General features: G+C 73.1%; 20 protein-coding genes. 14 read left to right on the plus strand and 6 right to left on the minus strand.

Annotation, left to right across the window (positions count from 1 at the left end; genetic code table 11):
- Nucleotides 1-6: 6 nt before the first annotated feature.
- Both CLV43_RS38995 and CLV43_RS39000 read right to left on the minus strand, forming a co-directional pair.
- Nucleotides 7-1,788: a hypothetical protein gene (locus tag CLV43_RS38995; protein ID WP_106194218.1), complete on the minus strand. Its 1,782-nt coding sequence runs from the start codon at nt 1,786-1,788 to the stop codon at nt 7-9.
- Between the two features lie 35 nt (nt 1,789-1,823).
- A complete protein-coding gene (locus CLV43_RS39000; protein ID WP_106194221.1) occupies nt 1,824-2,321 on the minus strand; it encodes a YbaB/EbfC family nucleoid-associated protein in 498 nt (165 codons plus the stop codon).
- Between the two features lie 612 nt (nt 2,322-2,933).
- Between CLV43_RS39000 and CLV43_RS39005 the strand changes: the two genes are divergently transcribed.
- The 12 genes from CLV43_RS39005 (at nt 2,934) to CLV43_RS39060 (ending at nt 15,555) form a co-directional block, all read left to right on the plus strand.
- On the plus strand, nt 2,934-3,824 hold the full coding sequence (locus tag CLV43_RS39005) for a phosphotransferase family protein (RefSeq protein WP_211304766.1): 891 nt from the start codon (nt 2,934-2,936) through the stop codon (nt 3,822-3,824).
- Nucleotides 3,821-4,960: a glycosyltransferase gene (locus CLV43_RS39010; RefSeq protein ID WP_106194223.1), complete on the plus strand. Its 1,140-nt coding sequence runs from the start codon at nt 3,821-3,823 to the stop codon at nt 4,958-4,960. The genes CLV43_RS39005 and CLV43_RS39010 overlap by 4 nt, the downstream gene beginning before the upstream one ends.
- Before the next feature lie 48 nt (nt 4,961-5,008).
- The gene (locus CLV43_RS39015; RefSeq protein ID WP_106194551.1) at nt 5,009-5,560 is read left to right on the plus strand and encodes a GNAT family N-acetyltransferase; all 552 of its coding nucleotides are present in this window, start codon (nt 5,009-5,011) and stop codon (nt 5,558-5,560) included.
- Between the two features lie 465 nt (nt 5,561-6,025).
- Nucleotides 6,026-6,604, plus strand: a complete 579-nt coding sequence (locus CLV43_RS39020) for a pyridoxamine 5'-phosphate oxidase family protein (protein ID WP_106194226.1) — start codon at nt 6,026-6,028, stop codon at nt 6,602-6,604.
- Complete coding sequence (locus CLV43_RS39025) at nt 6,604-7,146, plus strand: riboflavin biosynthesis intermediates N-glycosidase (RefSeq protein ID WP_106194229.1); 543 nt, start codon at nt 6,604-6,606, stop codon at nt 7,144-7,146. The genes CLV43_RS39020 and CLV43_RS39025 overlap by 1 nt, the downstream gene beginning before the upstream one ends.
- A 133-nt stretch (nt 7,147-7,279) precedes the next feature.
- A complete protein-coding gene (locus tag CLV43_RS39030) occupies nt 7,280-8,572 on the plus strand; it encodes a hypothetical protein (protein WP_106194232.1) in 1,293 nt (430 codons plus the stop codon).
- Nucleotides 8,569-9,534, plus strand: a complete 966-nt coding sequence (locus CLV43_RS39035) for a glutamate ABC transporter substrate-binding protein (protein WP_106194235.1) — start codon at nt 8,569-8,571, stop codon at nt 9,532-9,534. The genes CLV43_RS39030 and CLV43_RS39035 overlap by 4 nt, the downstream gene beginning before the upstream one ends.
- 5 nt (nt 9,535-9,539) lie before the next feature.
- Complete coding sequence (locus CLV43_RS39040; protein WP_106194238.1) at nt 9,540-10,277, plus strand: hypothetical protein; 738 nt, start codon at nt 9,540-9,542, stop codon at nt 10,275-10,277.
- Complete coding sequence (locus tag CLV43_RS39045) at nt 10,277-12,673, plus strand: serine/threonine-protein kinase (RefSeq protein ID WP_106194241.1); 2,397 nt, start codon at nt 10,277-10,279, stop codon at nt 12,671-12,673. Before CLV43_RS39040 ends, CLV43_RS39045 begins: the two co-directional genes overlap by 1 nt.
- A 2-nt stretch (nt 12,674-12,675) precedes the next feature.
- Entirely contained in the window at nt 12,676-13,656 is a 981-nt protein-coding gene (locus CLV43_RS39050) for a PP2C family protein-serine/threonine phosphatase (RefSeq protein ID WP_106194244.1), read from the plus strand.
- Complete coding sequence (locus CLV43_RS39055) at nt 13,646-14,932, plus strand: vWA domain-containing protein (protein WP_170156207.1); 1,287 nt, start codon at nt 13,646-13,648, stop codon at nt 14,930-14,932. Before CLV43_RS39050 ends, CLV43_RS39055 begins: the two co-directional genes overlap by 11 nt.
- Nucleotides 14,932-15,555 carry an FHA domain-containing protein gene (locus CLV43_RS39060; RefSeq protein ID WP_106194247.1) on the plus strand — a complete coding sequence of 208 codons (624 nt, stop codon included), beginning with the start codon at nt 14,932-14,934 and terminating at the stop codon, nt 15,553-15,555. Before CLV43_RS39055 ends, CLV43_RS39060 begins: the two co-directional genes overlap by 1 nt.
- 4 nt (nt 15,556-15,559) lie before the next feature.
- Here CLV43_RS39060 and CLV43_RS39065 read toward each other — a convergent pair whose 3' ends face one another.
- The 3 genes from CLV43_RS39065 to CLV43_RS39075 form a co-directional block, all read right to left on the minus strand.
- A complete protein-coding gene (locus CLV43_RS39065; protein ID WP_106194250.1) occupies nt 15,560-16,777 on the minus strand; it encodes an FAD-dependent monooxygenase in 1,218 nt (405 codons plus the stop codon).
- Between the two features lie 97 nt (nt 16,778-16,874).
- Nucleotides 16,875-18,287: an MDR family MFS transporter gene (locus tag CLV43_RS39070; protein WP_106194253.1), complete on the minus strand. Its 1,413-nt coding sequence runs from the start codon at nt 18,285-18,287 to the stop codon at nt 16,875-16,877.
- A 1-nt stretch (nt 18,288) separates the two neighbouring features.
- Nucleotides 18,289-19,410, minus strand: coding sequence for a nucleotide disphospho-sugar-binding domain-containing protein (locus tag CLV43_RS39075; protein ID WP_106194255.1), 1,122 nt, complete (start codon nt 19,408-19,410; stop codon nt 18,289-18,291).
- 283 nt (nt 19,411-19,693) lie between these two features.
- Here CLV43_RS39075 and CLV43_RS39080 point away from each other — a divergent pair, with 283 nt between their 5' ends.
- Nucleotides 19,694-20,170: a hemerythrin domain-containing protein gene (locus CLV43_RS39080; protein WP_211304767.1), complete on the plus strand. Its 477-nt coding sequence runs from the start codon at nt 19,694-19,696 to the stop codon at nt 20,168-20,170.
- On the opposite strand, the gene CLV43_RS39085 is transcribed toward CLV43_RS39080, so the two are convergent.
- Complete coding sequence (locus CLV43_RS39085) at nt 20,165-20,797, minus strand: class I SAM-dependent methyltransferase (RefSeq protein ID WP_106194260.1); 633 nt, start codon at nt 20,795-20,797, stop codon at nt 20,165-20,167. The two genes, CLV43_RS39080 and CLV43_RS39085, sit on opposite strands and share 6 nt — an antisense overlap.
- 266 nt (nt 20,798-21,063) lie before the next feature.
- Here CLV43_RS39085 and CLV43_RS39090 point away from each other — a divergent pair, with 266 nt between their 5' ends.
- Nucleotides 21,064-21,705 carry a TetR/AcrR family transcriptional regulator gene (locus CLV43_RS39090; RefSeq protein WP_106194263.1) on the plus strand — a complete coding sequence of 214 codons (642 nt, stop codon included), beginning with the start codon at nt 21,064-21,066 and terminating at the stop codon, nt 21,703-21,705.
- Nucleotides 21,706-21,735 lie beyond the last annotated feature (30 nt).

The raw sequence follows: 21,735 nt of genomic DNA on the forward strand, positions 1-21,735 counted from the left end.
GCTGGACTAGACCTGCACGGTGGGACCGTTCGCGGTCGTCTTCGACGGGTCGCTGGCACCGCCGAAGAAGGCGTCGCCCTTGCCCGCGTCGGTGACGCTGGTGCTCGCGTTGACGTCCCTGGCGTGCTGCAACGGGTCCGCGGGCGCCTGGGTCGGCGCGGGCGTGCCGGACGAGTAGTTCTTCTGGTACTCGTCGTAGCTCGTCTTGGCGGCCTCACCGGTGGACTTGGCCTGGTTGGCCGCGGTCTCCACCTTGTCGCCCGCCGCGCTCGCGGCGTTGCTCGCCTGCTCGGCGGCCTTGATGTCGGCCTCCGACCCGCTCTGGTACGCCTTGGCGTTCGCCTCCGCCGCGGCGGCGTTCTTGGCCGCGAAGTCGGCGTTCGCCTTCTCGTAGGACTCGTTCGCCGCCTTGGCCGCGTCGTTCTTGGTGCTGAGGTCGGTCTCCGCCGCGGTCTGCGCCGGGTTCACCTTGCTCGGGTCGGTCGGGTTGTTCGCCTTGTACTCGTCGTAGGCGGCCTTGGCGGCGTCCTCCGACGGCTTCGCGGCCTGCAGCGCGTCGTAGCTCGACTTGGCCGCGTCGCTCACGTCGCGGGCCTCCTTGGCCGCGTTGGTCGCGGCACTGGCGGCCTCGGTCCTCGCGGCGTCGGCCTCGACCTTCGCGGCGTCGTACTTGGCCTTGGCGGCGTCGTACTGGGCCTGGTCGCCGGACGCGGCCGCGGCGTTCACCGCGTCGGCCGCCGAGCTGAGCTTGTCGTTGGCCGCGGAGTACTTGTCCGAGGCGCTGCTCAGCTTGTCGTTGGCGGCCTTGGCCTCGTCGGCCTGCTTGGTCTCGTTGGCCTTGGCCTCCTCGTACTTGGCGGCGGCCTCCTTGGCCTTGTCGTTGGCCGCGGTGACCTTGTCGTTGGCCGCGTCGTCCTTGACGCCCTTGTCGATGGCGTCGTCGACGTCGTCGGAGGCCTTGTAGCCCTCGTAGCTGATCTCGGCGACGTCGGCCGCGTTGTCGAAGCGGTCCCAGCCCTTGCTGACCTTCGCCACCACGTCGTCGAGGTTGCCGATCTTGCCCACGAGCCTGCTCAGCGACGCGACCACGCGCGCGATGCGGGCCGCGATGTTGGTGCCGAGCGCGACGGCCTTGCCGACGGCGAAGCCGATGAAGGCGACGATCGAGGCGCCGAAGGTGATCCACGCCGACGCCACCGCGATGAGCGCGCCCGCGATCAGGGAGCCCAGCAGCTGGGAGATCAGGTCGCGGATGATGTCGCGCAGGACCGTGACCAGCATGCCGGTGATGCCGACGATCTTGGCCTTGGTCTCGACCGCGTTGGCCAGCTGGTCGAGCTCGGCGCCCATCTGGTCCATGCTGGCCTTGAAGTTCTCCGACGACTTGCCGGTCCACCCGTCGAAGGTCGCCAGGCCCTTGCGGTGGTCCTCGGCCAGCACGCGCAGGTCCACGGCCTTGGCCTTGGTCGCCTCGACGTTGGCCTGGATCTCCTCGGGGTTGCCCATCACCTGGTTGAGGGCGTCGCGCAGGAAGCTGACGTGCTCGATCAGCCAGCCGATCCCGGCGCCGATCAGCGACCCGAGCGGGTCCATGGCGAACATCACCATCGACGCGGCCGCGCCGATGGCGTTGAACGTGATGTCGAGGGCCTTCTCGGTCTCGGACTCGGCGTCCTTGCTGATCCCGTCGATCAGGCTGCCGAAGGCCTCGATGAACAGCGAGCCCTTGAGCTTGTTCTCCTCGGTGATGTGCATACCGGGAGGGGAGTCGATCGGCGTCTCGGCCATGTTCGGTGCCTACTTCCTGTCGAGACCGGTGCCGGTCACCACGGCTGGTTGTCGTCGTCTTCGTCGTCGGCCGCGGGGCGCGGCCTCGCGGGTGGGCGCGGCGCGGTCGGCGCCGGGGGTGCGGGCCGGTGGACCGGGGGCGGCGGCGCGACCGGCTCCTCGACCTCGTCGACCTCGTCCTCGTCCAGGTCGACGTCGTCGGCGGGGATCGCGTCGCTGACCATCGACATCGCCTCGGTGCCCTCGCCGAGCGGCTGGAAGACCTCGAGCACCTTCTCGGCGGCCTGGCGCTGGGCGAGCGCGGCCGTCTGGAGGATGGCCCCGGTCAGCTGGGCCGCGCTCATCTCCATCGCGCGGCGGCCGAGCTGGAGGTTCTGCAGGCCGCCGTTGGGGCCGACCGTGACGGTGACCGAGCCGTCCTTGCTCGTGACCGTCGCCGTCGACGCGGTGAAGTTCTCCTGGAGGTCCTCGGACTTCTTCTTCAGGTCGGCCAGCTTGGCCTCGTACTCGTCTAGCCATTGCTGGGGATTCACGAAGGCCTCCTGTAGCGGCACCGGTGCACTGTCTTGATTGGCATTGTCGGGCCGCTCCTGCCCTCGGGATATCCGGACGCGCCCACGTCACCACTCCTAGCGAATTCGCCGCTGACCACTGCTTCCGGCGGCGATGGGGATGCTAGCCGAACGATCATCCTGCTAGGTGACCCGGTGAGGTCGAACAGGTACACGTGCGGTCGCCGTGGCCGGTTCACCGCGTTCGGCACCCCAGGCCGGGTCGCGTGACCTTGTTCACTACCCGTGACCACCGGTTTGCCGACCACCGGGCCCGTCGCCCCGGCGGTGGTGGCTTTGTCCGGAATGAGGTGGATCGACGCCATGCCCACCCCCTCGTGCACGGTGGCTCCCAATGGACAGCCGAGTTCCCCGGTCGACGACGCGCCGGGTCGCCGACATCCGCAGTGGAGTCTTCGCTCGAGCGAATTTCTCGCCTTTTCCGATCCGGCATGACCGATCGGACATCGAAAGGTGCCCGAAGGCACGCCGGGGTCCGCGGAACTCCTCCAGTGGGGTGTTCCACCCACCAAGGGGTAGCTGCGGTCGCGGCGAGTGCGAAATGATCGCGGGTCGACAGGACGGGGGGACGGTGTGGAGCGCGGCGACCTGGTGGAGCTCGCACGAGCCGGGACCGGGCGGGGGCTGGCGGCGGTGACGCGGCTGCCGGGAGGCACGAGCAAGGGGGTGTACCGCCTGCACCTCGACGACGGCACGACCGCGGTGGCCTACCTCTGGCACCCGGCGGAGAACTACTGGCCCGACGGCGGGGACGGGCCCGAGGGCGTCGACGCGTTCGAGGCCGCCGTGGAGCGGTTCGCCGCCATCGGCGTGCGCACCCCGCGGGTGCTGCTGCTGGACCGGGGCCGCTCGCGGTACCCGGCGGACGCGGCCGTGGTCGAGGACGTGACCGGTGGTCCGCTGAGCGAGGTGTTCGACCGGGTGCCCCGGCGCACGCTGGAGCGGCTCGGCGAGGCCGTGCTGGCGATGGCCGGGACGACGGGACCGGCGCCGGAGCGGCCGTGCGAGGTCACCGTGCTGGAGCGGGCCTACGACGACCTCGGCGAGGCCGCGAAGCGGGTGGAGCGGATCGGGGCCGTCCGCGACGAGGTCGACGACGTGCTGCGCGAGCTGGTCGCGGCCGTGCGGCCCCGGAGGCGGCACGGTTTCGTGCACGGCGAGCTGGGCCCGGAGCACGTGCTGGTGACCGCCGAGGGCGAGCCGGTGGTGATCGACGTCGAGGGCGCGTCGTTCTTCGACGTCGAGTGGGAGCACGCCTACCTGTCGTTCCGGTTCGGACGGCACTACCGGTGGCTGGAGGTGGACGGCCTGGACGAGGCGCGGCTGCGGTTCTACCGGCTGGCGCTGCACCTGTCGCTGGTGGCCGGGCCGCTGCGGCTGCTCGAGGGGGACTTCCCCGACCGGGACGGGATGCTGGGGATCGTGGAGTCGAACATGGGGCACGTCCTGGGGGCGCTGCGATGAGGGTGCTGTTCAGCTTCGTCGGCGGCAACGGGCACTTCCAGCCGATGGTGCCGGTCGCGCAGGCCGTGCGGGCCGCCGGGCACACCGTCGCCTGCACGGGCGCGCCGTCGATGGCGCCGACGATCGAGGCCGCGGGCTTCACCCCGTTCCCGTCCGGCCCGGACATGGGCGCCTCGATGGAACGGCTGCCGCTGCTCCCCCTCGACCGCGCGCGGGAGGAGAGCGACCTGCGCGAGGGGTTCGCCCGACGGGTGGCGCCGCGGCGGGCCGACGACCTGCTCGACCTGTGCGAGCGGTGGCTGCCGGACGTGCTCGTGTGCGACGAGGTGGACTTCGGCGCGATGGTCGTCGCCGAACGGCTCGACATCCCGTACGCGTCGGTCGTGGTGATCGCCTCGGGGGCGTTCCTGCGCCCGGAGATCGTCGCCCAGCCGCTGCACCTGCTGCGCGCGGTCCACCGCCTGCGCCCGGACGTCAACCTGTCGATGCTCACCCGGCACCTGGTGCTCTCCCCGTTCCCGCCGTCCTACCGGCACCCGGAGTTCCCGCTGCCCGACACCGGGTTCTCCTTCCGGCCCGTCCCGGACGGCCCGGCACCGACGCCGATCGCCGTGCCGCAGGACGTGCCCACCGTGTACTTCACCCTCGGCACGATCTTCAACACCGAGTCCGGCGACCTGTTCGGCCGCGTCCTGGCCGGACTGCGCGAACTGCCGGTCAACCTGGTCGTCACGGTCGGCCGCCGCGTCGACCCCGCGGAGCTCGGCCCGCAGCCGTCGCACGTGCGGATCGAGCGGTACCTGCCGCAGGACACGGTCCTCCCCCGCGCCTCGGTGGTCGTCTCCCACGGCGGCTCCGGCACGGTCATGGGGTCGCTGGTGCACGGCGTGCCGTCGGTGCTGCTGCCGATGGGCGCCGACCAGCCCGACAACGCCGCCCGGTGCGTCGCCCTCGGCGTCGGCGTGCGGCTCGACGCGCTCACGGCGACCCCGGCGCAGGTCCGCGACGCCGTGGCCGGGGTGCTGGCCGACCCGACCTACCGGTACGCCGCCGAACGGCTGCGCGACGAGATCGCGGTGATGCCGGACCAGTCGCACGTGGTGCCGTTGTTGGAGAAGCTGGCCGGGGTGGTGTGACGCGGGTCCACCGGTGTGTGCGGCGGGGTGGTGGGTCAGGATCTGGGGATGACATTTCCGATCGGGCCGGTGGAGTTGACCGCCGGGGAGCTGCTGTTGAGGCCGCCTGACGAGCGGGACGCCGTCGAGGCGTTGGCGATGGTGAGGGACCCGGACTCGATGCTGTGGAACCCGGCGGCGTCGGTGGTGGACGTGGCGAGTGCGCGGGACTGGTGCAAGAGCCTGGGTGACTGGTCGCCGGGGGATCACGCGACGTTCTCGGTGGTGGACGTCGGGAGCGGGCGGCTGGTGGGGAACGTGTCGTTGCACAAGATCGACGCGGAGCAGCTGACGGCGGAGATGGGGTACCGGGTCGGGGCCTGGGCGCGGGGGCGAGGGGTGGCCACGGCGGCGGTGCGGGCGGTGACGGAGTGGGGGTTCGAGGAGCTGGGGCTGCAGAGGGTGCAGCTGTTCCACGCGGTGGGGAACGTGGCGTCGTGCCGGGTGGCGGTGAAGTGCGGGTACCGGGACGAGGGGACGTTGAGGTCGGCTTCGGTGTACGGGGATGGGGTGCGGTACGACGAGCACCTGCATGCCCGGTTGGCCGGGGATGGGGTTTAAGGGCCGGTTTGGTTGTGGGTCACCCTCGGTGAAGCCCGGCCCCCGGCGCGCGATTGTCTCAATGCTTGATCTTGCTTGTCAAGACGATAGAGCTGTCTTGACAAGCAAGATCAAGCAGGAGGGCGCTGTGGATCGGGGGCAGAGGGGGAGTCTGGCTTCGCCAGCATCGAGCTGCGCTCGACACCGCATCCTCGGCTTCGCCGTCGGACCAGGCATCCTCGCTGCGCGTCGGACAGGGCATCGGGCTTCGCCCGACAGGGCATCGGCTGGCGCCGACGAGGCCCCAGGCGCTCCGCGCCGGATGCGCGTTGGCGGGCTTCGCCCGTGGGGAGGGGATCCTCGCTCCGCGTCGGAAGGGAAGGCGTCCTCGCTGTGCGTCGGACCAAGGGGCGGTGTGGGGTTGGTGGTGCTCAAGGGGTGGAAAAAGGCGTCGTCGGAGGGGGTGGGGGCGCCATAATCGGGGGTATGGGAAAGACCTACGAGCGGATCGATGGTCGGTTGCGGGCGTTCATCGAGGAGCAGCCGGTGTTCTTCACCGGTACGGCGCCGCTGGACGGGGAGCACGTGAACATCTCTCCCAAAGGTCGGTCGGGGTCGTTGCGGGTGCTGGACGAGCGGACGGTGGCCTACCTGGATTTCGGGGGTAGTCACGCGGAGACGATCGCGCATCTGCGGGAGAACGGGCGGATCACGTTGATGTGGTGCGCGTTCAGCGGGCCGCCGAACATCGTGCGGGTGCACGGGACGGGGGTGCCGGTGTTCCGGGACGATCCGCGGTTCGCGGAGCTGGTGGGCGGGTTCGGGGACGCGGACGCGCCGGGGGTGCGGGCGGTGGTCGTGGTGACGGCGAAGCTGATCAGCGACACCTGCGGGTTCGCGGTGCCGTTCATGGACTACCGCGAGGAGCGGACGCTGCACGCGGAGTTCTTCGGGCGCAAGAGCGAGGAGGAGTTCGCGGCGTACTGCGAGAGCAAGGACCACAACGCGGTCAGCATCGACGGGTTGCCCGCGTTGCCGCTGCCGTTGCCGTCCAGGCCGGCGTGATGATCCTCGACCTGGACGCGGCCCGGCGGGCCGAGCATCGCGGGATCGCGATGGAGTTCGTGTACTTCTGGGGACCCGACCCGCACGGCGGGCTGGGGGTGGAGTGCCTGAGCCAGTGGTACCCGTCGCCGTTCACGGTGGACGGCACGACGTACGCCACGGCCGAGCACTACATGATGGCGGGCAAGGCGCGGTTGTTCGGCGACGAGCGGGCCGAGCAGCGGGCGGTCGCCGCGCGCACCCCGTTCGAGGCGAAGAACATCGGCAGGCAGGTCCGCGGGTTCGACACCGACGTGTGGGACGCGCGGCGGGTGGACATCGTGGTCGCCGGGAACGTCGGGAAGTTCACCGCCCACCCGCCGATGCGGGACTTCCTGCTCGGCACGGGCGGGAAGGTGCTGGTGGAGGCCAGTCCGATCGACCGGGTGTGGGGCATCGGGCTGGCGGCGACCGACCGGCGGGCGGCGACCCCGTCGACGTGGCGGGGGCTGAACCTGCTGGGGTTCGCGCTGATGGCGGTGCGGGAGCGGCTGAGGAGCTGACCGACGGGGTTCCCGCACCCACCGGTACGGGGATCCCTGCGTTTTCCGCCCCAACTGCCCGACCGGTATCTACGCTGGTGGCGCAAGCTTGTGGTACTGATCAGCGGCAGTGGATCAGGCGGAAGGGGTCCGGATGACGGCCGTGGTCACCGCGCCGACCCCGCACCGGGTGACCGGGCTGGTCAAGAGCACACCGGGGCGGCTGAGCCTGATCGCCCTCGTGCTCGTGGCGGTGAGCCTGATCTCCGGGGCGCTCATCGGGTTCGGCGTGCAGGCCAGGTCGGCCGCGCTGGAGGAGCTGGCCACCCGCAGCGAGCCGCTGGGCTTCGCCGCCCAGGAGGTCTACCGGGCGATGGCCGACGCGGACGCCACGGCCTCGGGGGCGTTCCTGTCCGGCGGTGTGGAGTCCCCCCAGCTGCGCACCCGCTACGAGGGCGACATCGCGAAGGCCGCCGCCGCGCTGACCACGGCGACCGGGGAGAGCACCCGCTCCCCCGAGGTCGCCGGCGCGCTGACCACCCTGTCCGGGCAGCTGCCCGTGTACACCGGGCTGATCGAGACCGCGCGCACGCACAACCGGCAGGGCAACCCGGTCGGCGCCGCCTACCTGCGCGAGGCCTCGGGCCTGATGCGCGCCGAGCTGCTGCCCGCGGCCCAGGACCTCTACCGCGCGGAGACCGCGAACGTGGTCCGCGACCAGGACCGGGCGGGCGGCGGCCCGTGGACCGAGCTGCTGCTGGGCCTGTTCTCGCTCGCCGCGCTCGGCCTGGCCCAGTGGTACCTCACCCGCCGCACCAACCGGCTGGTCAACGTCGGGCTGCTGGTCGCGACCGGGCTGACGCTGGTGTCGCTGCTGTGGGTGGTCGTCGCCAGCGCGGTCGTCGCGAGCACCGTGTCCGACAGCCGCGTGGACGGCTCCACCCAGGTCGACGTGCTGGCCCGCGCCCGCATCGACACCCTCACCGCGCGCGGCGACGAGACCCTCACGCTGGTGGCGCTGGGCAGCGGCCGCGTCTACGAGGACCGCTACGCGGTCGTCACCAAGGAGCTCGGCGAGCTGATCGCGACCGCCAAGTCACTGGCGACCGAACCGGCCGTGCGGGACGCGGTGACCTCCGCGGAGGACCAGTACCGTGCCTGGCAGGACGCCCACCAGCGGATCCGCGCGGCCGACGACACCGGCGACCCCAACGCCGCGCTGGTGATCGCGCTCGGCACCGACCCCGGCGGCGCGGCGGCGGCGTTCGACAACCTCGACCGCGACCTGGTCACCGCCATCACACGGGCCCGCGACGCGTTCACCGGGTCGGTCGCCACCGCCCGCGGCGCCCTCACCGGAACCGTCGAGGTGGTGGCGCTGCTCGCGCTGGGTGCCGCGGCCGCGGCGGTCGCGGGGCTGTGGCAGCGACTCAAGGAGTACCGATGAGACGCCTCGTGGTCGTGCTGGCGCTCCTGGTCGCCGCGTGCGCCCCGGTGCCCGGCCCGACGTCGGACATCACGGCGGGGCCGACCGGGGCGCCGCGGCCGGCGGGGGCCGCGGAGGTGAGCGCGCCGCCCAGCACGCCCGCGGCCGCGCCCTCCTGCGACGCGACGGCCAGCCTGCGCCCCACCGGACCGCCACCGGAGCCCGGCGACATGCCCGACGGGTCGACGATGGCGAAGATCGCCGCCCGCGGCAGGCTCATCGCCGGGGTGGACCAGAACACCTACCCGATGGGGTTCCGCAACCCCGCCACCGGCACCCTGGAGGGGTTCGACGTCGACATGGCCCGCGAGATCGCCAAGGCGATCTTCGGCGACCCGACCCGCATCCAGTTCAAGGTCCTCACCTCCGACGCCCGCGTGCCCGCCCTGCAGAACCGCGACGTCGACGTCGTGGTGCGCACGATGACCGTCAACTGCGAGCGCGCCGAGAAGGTCGCCTTCTCCTCGGTCTACTACCAGGCGGGCCAGCGGGTCCTGGCCTCCCGCGGCTCCGGCATCACCGGCCCCGACTCCCTGGGCGGCAAGCGGGTCTGCGCCACCAAGGGGTCCAGCTCGCTGACCAACGTCGCGAACGTCGCCTCGAAGCCGACCGTGGTGTCCGTGCCGAACTGGACCGACTGCCTGGTCATGCTGCAGCAGGGCCAGGTCGACGCGGTGTCCACCGACGACACGATCCTGGCCGGGCTGGCCGCGCAGGACCCCTACACCGAGATGGTCGGGCCCAAGTTCACCCAGGAGCCCTACGGGATGGGCATCCCGAAGGCCGACGAGGACTTCGTGCGGTTCGTCAACGCGGTGCTGGAACGGCTGCGCACCGACGGCACGTGGACGACGATCCACCAGCGGTGGCTCGGCTCGCTGGACCAGGCCGCCCAGCCGCCCGCAGCGAAGTACCGGGACTGAGCGCCGTGGACCGCGACGAGGTGGACGGGGCGCTGGCGCGGCTGGGCGCCGAGGCCGACCGGATGGCGCAGTCGCTGCTGGCCATGGACGACCACCCCGGCCACCCGCTGCTCGACGCCGCCGACCGCGAGGCCGTCGCGGCGCTGTGGGCGGCGTTCGCTGCCCACCGGCAGGTGCTGGACCGGGCCCGCGGGCTGCGCGCGGGCAGACCGGGCGCGGCCGACCTCACCGCGCTGACCGGGCTGCTGACCGGGCCGTCCGTCGAGCTGGACGGCGAGTCCGGGCCCGCTGAACGGGTCACGCCCGACGAACTGGTGGAGCGGATGCGCGCCGGGTACGCCCGCGTCGTCGACGCGCTGGCCGCCGCCGTCGCCCGGCACGCCGCCGCCGAGGCCCTGGCACGCGAGCTGGTGGGCCTGCGGGCCGAGGCCCACCGGCTGCGGGACCTGGTCGAGGCGAAGATCGCCGTGACCGCGCTGCCGCCCGTGCCCGACACCGTCGCCGGGTGCCGGGAGCTGGTGGCGAACCTCGCCGGGCTGCTGGACCGGCGCACCGAGCTGCGCGGCCGCCTGGAGGCCTACCGCGCCAAGGCGACCCGCCTCGGCCACGCCGAGGACCCGACCCTGTCCGCGTTGCACCGCGACGCGCACGACGTCCTGTTCACCGCACCGTGCGACCTGCCGGAGGCGACCCGCGCGGTGGGCCGCTACCAGCGCGCCGTGCTCGACCTGGTGGAGGCCTGATGACCACGTGTCCCCGCGCGGGCTGCGACGGGACCGTCGAACCCGACGGGTTCTGCGACACCTGCGGCATCGAGGTGCCCGCGACGCTCCCCGCACTGACGTCGGTGTCGGCGGCGTCGGTGTCCGCGTACTCGGGGTCGGCCTACACCGCGATGCACCGGACCGGTCCGGACAGCGGTCCGGCGACCGGCCCGGACACCGGCCCCGCCACGCTCGGCCAGTCCACCGGGGCGTTCAGCGGCCCGTCGACCGGCGCGTCCACGGGGCCGGGCACCGCGCCGTGGACCGGCACCGTCAGCTCCTCGGGCCGCAGCCGCCGCGCGTCCACCCGCTCCTCGGGGCGCGGCAGGCTGGGCGCCGGGCTGGTCGAGGTGCCGCGCGTGCCCTACCGCGACCCCAAGAGCGCGGTGCTGACCGACCCCGAGGTGCCCGAGGCGAAGCGGTTCTGCAGCGCGTGCGGCAAGGAGGTCGGCCGCAGCCGCGAGGGCCGTCCCGGCCGGGTCGAGGGGTTCTGCCCGCAGTGCGGCCACCACTACTCCTACACGCCGAAGCTGGAGCCCGGCGAGGTCCTGCACGGCCAGTACGAGGTGCTCGGCTGCCTCGCGCACGGCGGGCTGGGCTGGATCTACCTGGCGCTGGACCACGCGGTGAGCGACCGCTGGGTGGTGCTCAAGGGCCTGCTGGACTCCGGCGACGCCGACGCCATCGCCGCCGCGACCGCGGAGCGCCGGTTCCTGGCCGAGGTCGAGCACCCGAACATCGTCAAGATCCACAACTTCGTGCAGCACGCCGACCGGCGCACCGGCGAGACGGTCGACTACATCGTCATGGAGTACGTGGGCGGCCAGTCCGTCAAGGACATGATCAAGGACCTGCGCGGGTCCGGCGGCGGCACCGAGTCGCTGCCGCTGGCGCAGGCCATCGCCTACGCGCTGGAGATCCTGCCCGCGCTGGGCTACCTGCACGGGGTGGGGCTGCTGTACTGCGACTTCAAGCCGGACAACGTGATCCAGACCGAGGAGCAGCTCAAGCTGATCGACCTGGGCGCGGTGCGCCGCATCGGCGACAACCGCAGCGCCATCTACGGCACGATCGGCTACCAGGCCCCCGAGATCGGCACCATCGGCCCGTCGGTGGCCTCCGACCTCTACACCGTGGGCCGGGCCCTCGCGGTGATGAGCTTCTCCTTCGACTTCCGCCGCAAGTACAAGACGGGCCTGCCGACCCCGGCCGACCAGCCGCTGCTGGCCAGGTTCGAGTCCTACCAGCGGTTCCTGCGCCGGGCGACCGACCCGAACCCGGAGCTGCGGTTCACCTCGGCCGAGGAGATGGCCGAGCAGCTGACCGGCGTGCTGCGCGAGGTGCTGGCCGCCGAGGACAACAACCCCCGGCCGGGCCTGTCGCGGCAGTTCACCCCCGAACGGCGGTGCTTCGGCTCCGAGCAGGACCCCGACCTGGCCACGGCCGCCGCGGCGCTGCCGGTGCCGCAGGTGGACGCGGGCGACCCCGCGGCCGGGTTCCTGGCGACCGCGACCACCGGGGAGGCCGCCGAACGCGTCGCCGCCCTGCGCGCCGCGCCCGTGACCACGGCGGAGGTGCGGCTGCAGCTGGTGCGGGCCCTGGTGGACGCCGGGCAGGCCGAGGAGGCCACCCGCGAGCTCTACGCCCTGACGGCCACGTCGATGTTCGACCCCGACGACCCGTCGCTGGTGGACTCCGACGACTGGCGCCCGGTCTGGTACCGGGGGCTGGCCGCGCTGGTGGAGGGCAACCCGGCCGACGCGCGGGCGGCGTTCGAGACGGTGTACGACGTGCTGCCCGGCGAGGCCGCGCCCAAGCTCGCGATCGCGCTGTGCGCCGAGGCCACCGGGAACCTGGCCGAGGCGGCGCACTACTACGAGGTGGTGTGGCGCACCGACCGCTCCTACGTCAGCGCCGCGTTCGGGCTGGCCCGCGTGCTGCTGGCCGCGGGCACCCGCGACCGGGCGGTGGCGGTGCTGCACACCGTCCCGGACACCTCCAGCCACCACGTGGCCGCGCAGGTCACGGCGATCCGCGCGCAGACCGACGCCCGGCACCGCGGCACCGACGGGCAGTCCCCGCTGGTGGCGATCAGCGGGGCGGCCGACCGGCTGGAGGCCTTGGAGCTCGACGTGGCCCGGCGCGCGCGGCTCAGCGTGGAGGTGTTGCAGGCGGCGTTCGACCTGGTCGCCGGTGGCGGGGCAGCCGACCCCGCCGGGCCCGGTGAGCTGCTGGGCTGCGAGCTCAGCGACCGCGGCCTGAGACTCGGCCTGGAACGGCACTACCGGACGTTGGCGCGGTTGGCCGACACCCCGGAGGAACGGTTCGCCCTCGTCGACCGCGCGAACGCGGTCCGACCCCGGACACTGGTGTGACGATGACGAACTGCCCCGAGTGCGACGAGCCCGTCGCCGCCGAAGACCGGTTCTGCGAGAGCTGCGGCCGCAACCTGCTGGTGCGCACGACACCGGTGGGCGGCCCCGACGGCACGGCCGCGGCGCTGTGCGCGTGCGGCAGCACGGAGATCGACGAGGAGGGGTTCTGCGAGCAGTGCGGCCGGGCCCAGCCGGTCGGCCGGGACCGGATGGAGTTCGTGCTGCCCACCATCGCCGGGATCAGCGACCGGGGTCGCAGACGGGCGCGCAACGAGGACTCCATGGCGTTCGGCCACGTCCACGCCCGCGGGGTGGCCGCGATCGTCTGCGACGGCGTCGCCTCCTCCGAGCGGGCCGACGAGGCGTCGCAGGCCGCGGTGGACGCCGCGAACGCCGTGCTGGTCGACGCGCTGGTGGAGGGCACCGACCCCGAGCGCGCCACCGTGCTCGCGGTGGCCGCGGCCAACCGGGCCGCCGGTGCGCTGGCGCGCGCCGAGGCGCCGGACGTGGCGCCGTCGTGCACCTACGTGTCGGCGATGCGCACCGACGACGGCGCGGTCGTGGGCTGGGTCGGCGACAGCCGCGCCTACTGGCTGGCCGACGTCGGCAACGCCACCCCGTCGCGGCGGCTGACCAAGGACGACACGTGGGCCGCCCAGCTGGTCGCCGACGGGGTCCTCACCGAGGCCGAGGCGGTCAACGACCGCCGCTCGCACGTGCTGTCGCGCTGGCTGGGCGGTGACTCCGGGCAGGTCAGCCCGCACGTGGTGGCGCTGCGCCCGGAGGAGAGCGGGGTGGTGCTGCTGTGCAGCGACGGCCTGTGGAACTACCTGCCCGAGGTGGAGGACCTCGACGCGGCGCGCACCCGCGGGACGACACCGGTGGAGCTGGCGCGCGAGCTCACCGAGCACGCGCTGGCCGCGGGCGGGCACGACAACATCACCGTCGTCGTCATCGAAGTGGGGGGTGGGCGTGGTCGCTGAGTTCGCCGTGGAGGTCTTCCAGAACGAGTACCTGACGGAGGGGGCGCGGGAAGTCGACGCGATCGTCACGGTTGCCGCGTCGGGGATGCCCGCGGCCGGGGTGGCGCCCGTCGACATCGCGCAGGTGGTCATCGTGGACTGCTCCGGGTCGATGCGGTACCCGCCGACGAAGCTCGACGCCGCCAAGAAAGCCACCGCCACCGCCATCGACACCCTGCGCGACGGGGTGTCGTTCGCCGTGGTCGAGGGCACCGGCTCCGCCCGCATGGTCTACCCCACCCACCGCGGCCTCGCCGTGGCCAGCCCCCGGACCAAGACCGAGGCGAAGCGGGCCGTGCGCGTGCTGGTCTCCGACGGCGGCACCGCGATGGGCCGGTGGCTGGCGCTGGCCGACCAGGTGCTGGCCGGGCACGAGGGGCCGTTGAAGCACGCGATCCTGCTGACCGACGGCCAGAACCAGCACGAGACGCCCGCGCAGCTGTCGCGGACGCTGGCCTCGATCAGCGGCCGGTTCACCTGCGACTGCCGCGGGGTCGGCACCGACTGGCAGGTCGACGAGCTGCGCAAGATCGCCGAGGCGATGCTGGGGACGGTGGACATCGTCGCGGACAGCCGGGGGCTGGCCGACGACTTCCGGGCGATGACGGCCACCGCGATGGGCAAGGCGGTGGGCGGGGTGTCGCTGCGGCTGTGGACGCCGGAGGGGGCGGAGGTGCGGTTCCTCAAGCAGGTCTCCCCCACCGTGCTGGACCTGACCGACCGCCGGACCGAGGCCGGGCCGCGCACCGGCGAGTACCCGACCGGCGCGTGGGGCGCGGAGAGCCGCGACTACCACCTGTGCGTGCGGGTGCGGCCCGCGGGCGTCGGCGACCGGATGCTGGCCGGGCGGGTCAGCCTGGTCACGCCCGGCGGGGACGTGCTGGGCCAGGGCCGGGTGCTGGCTGTGTGGACGGCCGACGAGGCGCTGTCGACCCGGATCAACCGCGAGGTCGCCCACTACACCGGGCAGGCGGAGCTGGCCGAGGTCATCCAGGACGGCCTGGAGGCGCGCAAGGCCGGTGACGTGGAGACCGCGACGGCGAAGCTGGGGCGGGCGGTGGCGCTGGCGACGTCGTCGGGCAACACCGACACCGCGAAGCTGCTGGCGAAGGTCGTCGAGGTCGAGGACCCGGTCACCGGCACGGTGAGGCTGCGTCCGAGGGTTGCCGACGCCGACGAGATGACCCTGGACACCCGGTCCACGGTGACCAAGCGGGTCGGGAAGGGGGGCGGCTGATGCCGACCTGCCCCTCCGGTCACGACAGCGCCACCGACGACTACTGCGACGTCTGCGGCACCGCGCTGACCGCGGGCGGGGAAGCGCCGTCGCCGCCCGCGCCGGAGGCCCGCACCTGCCCGTCCTGCGGGACGGCGCAGGTCGGCCGGTTCTGCGAGGAGTGCGGCCACGACTCCCTGGCCACCGCGGCCACCGCGCCCCGGCAGCCCGCGGCCGCACCGGTGACGTGGCACGTCGTCGTCACCGCCGACCGCGGCCACTTCGACCGGGTCGTCGCCGCGGGCGGTCCGGACTCCGCGGCCGTGGAGTTCCCGCTCTACTGCCCGGAACGCCGCTTCGTGCTGCACGACGACCGGATCAGCATCGGCCGCCGCAGCCGCTCGCGCGGCATCCACCCCGACATCGACCTCATCGGCCCGCCGGAGGACCCCGGTGTGTCCGCGGGCCACGCCCTGCTCGTGCGGACCGGCACGACGTGGGCGGTGGTCGACCTGGCCTCCACCAACGGCACGACCCTCAACGGCACCACCGACCCGCTGCCGCCGAACACGCCCCACCCGGTGGCCGACGGCGACCGGATCCACGTGGGCGCCTGGACCACGTTGACCCTGCACCGGGTGTAGCCGCTCAGGCGGTCACGGCCCGCTGGGCGGGCATCGGGTAGTCCGGCAGCTCGATCGCCTCGGCGGGCGGGGTGGCGAACCGCGAGGCCAGCCCCGCGACCTTGCCCAGCAGCGGGGACCCGGCGGCGCGCACGGCGGTCCGGAACAGGCCGCGGCCCAGCCGTCCCCGCGGGTGGGCGATGCCGGGCGCGCCGGGCGGGAGCTTCTGCGCCTTGGTGACCAGGGGGCGCAGGATCCGCTCGTAGCGGGCGAACGCCGTTCGCGGGTCGTCGTGGCCGGTGAGCTCGCCCGCCAGCACGTAGGCGCCCGCCAGCGCCAGGGTGGTGCCCATGCCGCTGATCGGGGACGCGCAGTAGGCGGCGTCGCCGAGCAGTGCGATCCGGCCGCGGCTCCAGGTGGGCAGCTTCGCCTGCCCGACCTCCTCGAAGTACAGCGAGTCGTCGTCGAGGTGCTCGAGCACCCGCGGACCCTGCCAGCCGACGTCGGCGTAGGTCGCGCGCAGGACGGCGACCACGTCGTCGTGGCCGAGCCGGTCGAGGCCGCGCACGTCGGAGACGAAGCTCAGGGAGGCCTGCGTGGTGCCGAGGTTGTCCGGGCGCAGCCCGAGCGCGCGGCCCTGCCCGCAGGTCAGCACGCGCCACCGGTCGTTGTCGTCGGCGGTGCGCGGGATCGTGAGGTAGGCGGTGTAGAGGCCCAACTCCTCGACGCGCGCGTCGGGCATGACCAGCGAACGGGTGCGCGAGCGCAGGCCGTCGGCGACGACCACCGCGTCGAAGCGGCGGGCGGCGCCGTGGTCGAACTCCACGTCCACGCCGGAGCCGTCGTCGTGCAGACCGGTGATCCGGTCGCCGAACACGTACTCGGTGCCCGCGGCGGAGTGGTCGTGGAGCAGGCGGGCGAACTGGCCGCGCAGGATCTCCAGCTCGGCCGTGGCGCCGCCGGTGTCGTCGGCGCCCGCGGCGAAGCCGGCGAGCGGACGGCCGGTGTCGTCGACGAAGTCCGTGCCGGTCTCGCCGGTGTGGCGGTCGCGGACGGCGTCCTCCAGGCCCATCCGGCGGATCACCTGGCGGCCGACCCCGCGCACGTCGATGTTCTGGCCCTGCTCGCGCACGTGGTCGAAGCGCTCGACCACGGTCACGTCCCAGCCCGAGGCCGAGAGCCACGACGCGAGCGTCGGACCGGCGATGCCGGCCCCGGAGATCAGGATGCTGCGGCTGTCCACGTGAGCCCTTCGACCGACGACCGGACCGCCATGCGCGGCCCGTTCCCCGAGCCTAGGGAGCCGTGCGGTGGTCCGCTTGATCAGCGGACCACCGCGGTCACGCGCCGGACGCGCCGACGGTGTGGGGCTCCGGTGCCAGGTCCCGGTCGCGGATGGCCAACGCGCAGGCCGCGCCCACGACCATGAGCGCGGCGGCGACGAAGAACGCCGCGTGGTAGGCCGTGAAGTTCGGCTCGCCCGACGCCGTCGTGGTGCCCACCGCGGCCAGCACGCCGCCGAGGACCGCCACGCCCACGGCGGAGCCCACCTGCCCGCTGGTGTTGAACAGCGCGGAGGCCATCCCGGTCTTGGCGGGTGGCAGCGTGGCGAACGCCGAGGCCCGTGTCGCGCTGAGCACGTTGCCCATGCCCACACCGAGGTAGAACATGATCGCCCTGGTCGCCCACGGGTCGGTCGACCTGTTGACGAGCCCGAGCAGGACCATCCCCACCGCGACGGCGAGCAGCGCCGCGGCGATGTGCCCGCGGGCCCCGAGCCGACGGTGGACGTGCGTGGCGAACTGCGAGCCCACCATCACCCCGATCGCCTCGGGGAACCCGATGAGGCCGGTCTGGGACGCGGAGGCGCCGATGGCGTTCTGGTAGAGCAGCGGGAACACGAACAGGGAGCCGAGGAAGGCCGCGACGGCCAGCACGGTCACCACGTTGACGGTGCGGAACACGCGGTCGCCGAACAGGCGCAGGTCGAGCATCGGCTCCGGGACGCGCAGCTCGACGACGACCAGGAGCACGAGCAGCGCGGCACCCACCAGTCCGGTCGCCACGACCACCGGCGACGTCCACCCGGCGGTCGCGCCCTCGGTCAGCGCGTACACGAACAGCGCCACCCCGGAGCAGGACAGCGCGAACCCGGCGGCGTCGAAGCGACCGGCCGGGGGCTCGCGCCGCTCGGTCAGGAAGAGCAGGCCGAACACCAGCACGCCCAGGCAGATCGGCACGTTGACGAGGAACACGAACCGCCAGGACAGGTTGTCCACGAGCAGACCGCCGAGCACCGGTCCGAGGGCCGGTGCCACCGCGGCGGGCCCGACGGTGATCCGCGAGACGCGCATCCGCTCCTCGGCGGGGAAGACCCGGAACAGCATCGCCATCCCGATCGGGACGAGCATGCCGCCGCCGAGTCCCTGAAGCACCCGGAACGCGGTCAGCTGGGTGAGGTCCTGCGCCACCCCGCACAGCGCGGAGGCGACCGTGAACACGGCCAGCGCGGTCAGCAGGACCCGTTTGGCGCCGAACCGGTCGCTGAACCAGCCGCTGGGCGGGATGACCACCGCGAGCGCGACGAGGTACCCGACGACGGCGGTCCGCGCGTCCACCGGGGAGACGCCGAAGTCGACGCTGATCCTCGGCACCGCGACGTTGACGATGGTCGCGTCCAGGATGCTCACGAACATCGTCGCCACGAACACCACCGTCACGACGGACGTCGGCTTGAGCCTGCCTGTCGCCATCTCAGGAGGCCGCGAGCTCGACGATGCGCGGCACGAGCGACGCGGGCGTCGGCATGCCGTGCATCTCGTCGCGCACCTCCGCGGCCGCGGCGCGCGGCTTGTCCGCCTTGAGCAGCCACTCGACCAGGTCGGCGTCCACGGCGTCGGGTGTCGTCGAGACGCCGATGCCCCGCTCGTGCACGGCGTCGGCGTTGGCGTAGCGGTCGGCGCCGTCGGGCACCACGATCTGGGGCAGCGCGGCGTCGGCCGCGGTCAGGGTCGTGCCCGCGCCACCGTGGTGGATGACCGCCGTGCAGGTGCGCAGCAGCTCGTTGAGCGGCACCCACGGCACGGCGACGACGTTGTCCGGCAGGTCGCCGAGGTCGGTCTTGCCCACCGCGAGGACGAACTCCGCGTCCATGCCCGCGGCGACGTCGACGATCCGGCTCACGGTGCCGAACCCGCTCATCGCGGGCACCACCGTGCCGAGGGTGACGGCGACGCGCGGGCGACTCGGCGGGTGCTTGAGCCAGTCCGGGAGCACGGCCCCGCTGTTGTAGGGGATGTACCGGGCCGACCACCCCTCCGGCGGGCCGCCGAGCATGCTGGGCGGCGCGACGTCGATCCGCTCCGGCCGCACGGAGCCGACGACCCCGTGCCTGCGGTAGGCGTCGGCGAGGTGCTCGCGCATCAGCTCGTTGACCCCGTCGGTCCGGGCGAAGCCGAAGCCCTGCTGCACGGCGGGCACCCCGAGCTTGGCGGCGACGAGCGGACCCGCGCCCTGGAGCTGGGTGTACACGACGACGTCGGGGCGGTACCGGGTCGCCGCGTCGACGATCCCGTCCACCATCCGGTCGGAGACCCTGGCGAACACCGGCACGGCCTCGCGGAGGTCCCTGGTCGCCTCGGTGTTGCCCAGCCGCGCGACCAGCTCGGGCCGGTTAGCCTTGATCCACTCGAAGACGCCGCGCATGTCCTGCCCCGGCAGCACGTCCTCGACCGGCAGGCCTGCTCTCTCCGCCACCAGGGCGTCGCCCGCGGCGGTGAGGAGCACGTCGTGGCCCGCCGCGCGCAACGCCCACGCGAGCGGGACCGCGGGGAGGACGTGACCGGTGCCCAGAGCGGAGACGATCAGAACGCGCATCCGAGGTGTGCCTCTCGAGTCGAGGTTTCCTGCGTGTGGCAACGGATGATCAAGTTATCAACGACGTGCGAAACCTCCAAGGGCTTGGCTGAATCGCGCCAGACACCGGGATACGTCCGTCCGGACGCCGGGGTCGGAACGTCCTGGTACCGCGGTGGACGGCCGCTTCCGGGGCACTTGACCGACCGGCCCGGCGGGTGGTCGAATCCCGGCAGCGTCGCAGTGCACCCGGCCAGGAGACCGCCGCGGGCATGGAGGCGCGGGGCACCACGGGACCATGCGAGTGGACACACCTTCCGCGCCGACGGACCGCCTGAGGGCGTTCGGCAACCAGTTGATCGACATCCACCTCCGGCTGCGCGACGACCTCGACCGCGTCTACGACGCCCTCGACGGCGAGCCGGGAGCACCTCGGGACCTGCGGGCGCACTGCCTGGCGTTCTGCGCGGCCGTCACCTCGCACCACACCGGCGAGGACGCCGGGGCGTTCCGCGTGCTGGGCGCGCGGGTGCCGGAGCTGCGGCCGGTGCTCGCGGAGCTGGAACGCGACCACCACGTCGTGGCCGACGCGCTGCGGGCGGTGCAGGCGCTGCTCGACGACCCCTCCACCGACCCGGCGCGGCTGCGGGCCGAGCTGGACGGGGTCGCCGCGCTGCTGGAGACGCACTTCCGCTACGAGGAGAAGAAGCTCGTCACGGCGTTGGACGCGCTCACCGACGGCACCACCGAGGGGTTGTTCGGGCTGTCGCTGGAGTCATGACTGCTTGCGCACCAGCAGGTAGGCCTGCGGGGTCTTCTCCTTGCCCTCCGGTTGGCGCACCAGCGTCGAGTGGGCCGCCAGCCCGGCCTCGGCGAGCTGCGCCCCGACCGCGTCCGGGGAGCGCCGGTAGGCCTCCAGGTCGACGTCGTGCCCGTACCCCTGGGTGACGTGCACGACCTCGTCGCCGACCTGGAACGCCAGCAGGGCGTAACCACCGGGGGCCAGCACCCGGTGGAACTCGGCGAACGCGCCGGGCAGCAGGTCGGTCGGCACGTGGATGACCGAGTACCAGGCCAGCAGGCCCGCGAGGGAGGCGTCGGGCAGGTCGAGGTCGAGCATCGAGCCCACCTCGAACCGCAGGTCGGGGTGGTCGCGGCGGGCCACCTCGACCATGCCCGGCGACAGGTCGACGCCGAACGCGTCCAGGCCGAGCCCGTGCAGGTGCGCGGTGACCCGGCCCGGCCCGCACCCGATGTCGGCGACCGGCCCGTCGCCGACGAGCTCGGCGAACGCGGCGAGCATGGCGCGGTCGAACGTGCTGTCGGCCAGAGCGGTGCGCAGGATGTCGGCGTAGTCGGCCGCGACGGTGTCGTAGGACGTCCGGGTGGCGTCGAGGAAGTCGGTCACGGACGAGCACCCTAGGGCGTGTTCGAAGTCCGTGTTCGCGGTAGCCGGGCCTGACGCGGCCCCTGGCGGTGCGGCTCCCATCGAACGAGACTTCGACACACGCCCTAGTGCGGTGCGCGGGACGGGCGGAGCACGACGGGCCGAGGTCGCGGTCCGGGACTTCGACGCACTCGCGGTGACGACCGAACCGCAGGTCATGGGATAATTGTGAGCAATTGTTCGGGTAGTCGGGCTGCTCGCTTCCGAGCCGTCGTCCAGGAGGTGTCGTGGTGCCGGACCGACGAGGGCTCCACCCGCGCAAACAGCCCCGCCAGGCCAGGGCCGAGCTCACCAGGGCCCGCATCCTCGACGCGGCCGCTCGCGTTTTCGCCGAGCACGGGTACGCCGCGGGCACCACCAACCGGATCGCCGAGGAGGCCCGGATCTCGATCGGCTCGCTGTACCAGTACTACCCCGGCAAGGACGCGATCCTGGTCGAGCTGCTGTCGCGCCACCTCGACGAGGGGTCGGCCGCCACCGCGCGGCGGATGGAGCAGGAGCTGCCCGGTCCGCTCGAGGCGATCGTCCGCGTGTTCGTGCGACTGGTGATCGAGAACCACCGCGAGGACTCGCAGCTGCTGCGCGTGCTGTCCGAGCAGGTGCCGCACCCGGTGGAGGTGGCGGAGAAGATGGCGCGCAACGAACGCGAGCGGGTGGACTACGTGCGCGCCCTGCTCGACCACCACCCCGAGGTGCGGGTGCGGGACACGGCCACCGCGGCCCGGATCGCGGTGTCCACCGTCGAGTTCGTCGTGCACCACACCATCGCCTCGCCCGACCCCGTGGACCTCACCCGGTTCGAGGACGAGCTCGTGGACATGCTCACCCTCTACCTCACGGCCGGGCGCTCCTCACCCACGGAAGGGTGACTCGCGCGCGTCGCGGACGGTGACCCGCGT

Source organism: Umezawaea tangerina (assembly GCF_003002815.1).
GTDB lineage: Bacteria > Actinomycetota > Actinomycetes > Mycobacteriales > Pseudonocardiaceae > Umezawaea > Umezawaea tangerina.

Coding starts and splice junctions, on each gene's coding strand:
- CLV43_RS38995 (WP_106194218.1), bottom strand. CDS start 1,788: ATGGCCGAGACGCCGATCGACTCCCCTCCCGGTATGCACATCACCGAG.
- CLV43_RS39010 (WP_106194223.1), top strand. CDS start 3,821: ATGAGGGTGCTGTTCAGCTTCGTCGGCGGCAACGGGCACTTCCAGCCG.
- CLV43_RS39015 (WP_106194551.1), top strand. CDS start 5,009: ATGACATTTCCGATCGGGCCGGTGGAGTTGACCGCCGGGGAGCTGCTG.
- CLV43_RS39020 (WP_106194226.1), top strand. CDS start 6,026: ATGGGAAAGACCTACGAGCGGATCGATGGTCGGTTGCGGGCGTTCATC.
- CLV43_RS39025 (WP_106194229.1), top strand. CDS start 6,604: ATGATCCTCGACCTGGACGCGGCCCGGCGGGCCGAGCATCGCGGGATC.
- CLV43_RS39030 (WP_106194232.1), top strand. CDS start 7,280: ATGACGGCCGTGGTCACCGCGCCGACCCCGCACCGGGTGACCGGGCTG.
- CLV43_RS39035 (WP_106194235.1), top strand. CDS start 8,569: ATGAGACGCCTCGTGGTCGTGCTGGCGCTCCTGGTCGCCGCGTGCGCC.
- CLV43_RS39045 (WP_106194241.1), top strand. CDS start 10,277: ATGACCACGTGTCCCCGCGCGGGCTGCGACGGGACCGTCGAACCCGAC.
- CLV43_RS39050 (WP_106194244.1), top strand. CDS start 12,676: ATGACGAACTGCCCCGAGTGCGACGAGCCCGTCGCCGCCGAAGACCGG.
- CLV43_RS39060 (WP_106194247.1), top strand. CDS start 14,932: ATGCCGACCTGCCCCTCCGGTCACGACAGCGCCACCGACGACTACTGC.
- CLV43_RS39070 (WP_106194253.1), bottom strand. CDS start 18,287: ATGGCGACAGGCAGGCTCAAGCCGACGTCCGTCGTGACGGTGGTGTTC.
- CLV43_RS39075 (WP_106194255.1), bottom strand. CDS start 19,410: ATGCGCGTTCTGATCGTCTCCGCTCTGGGCACCGGTCACGTCCTCCCC.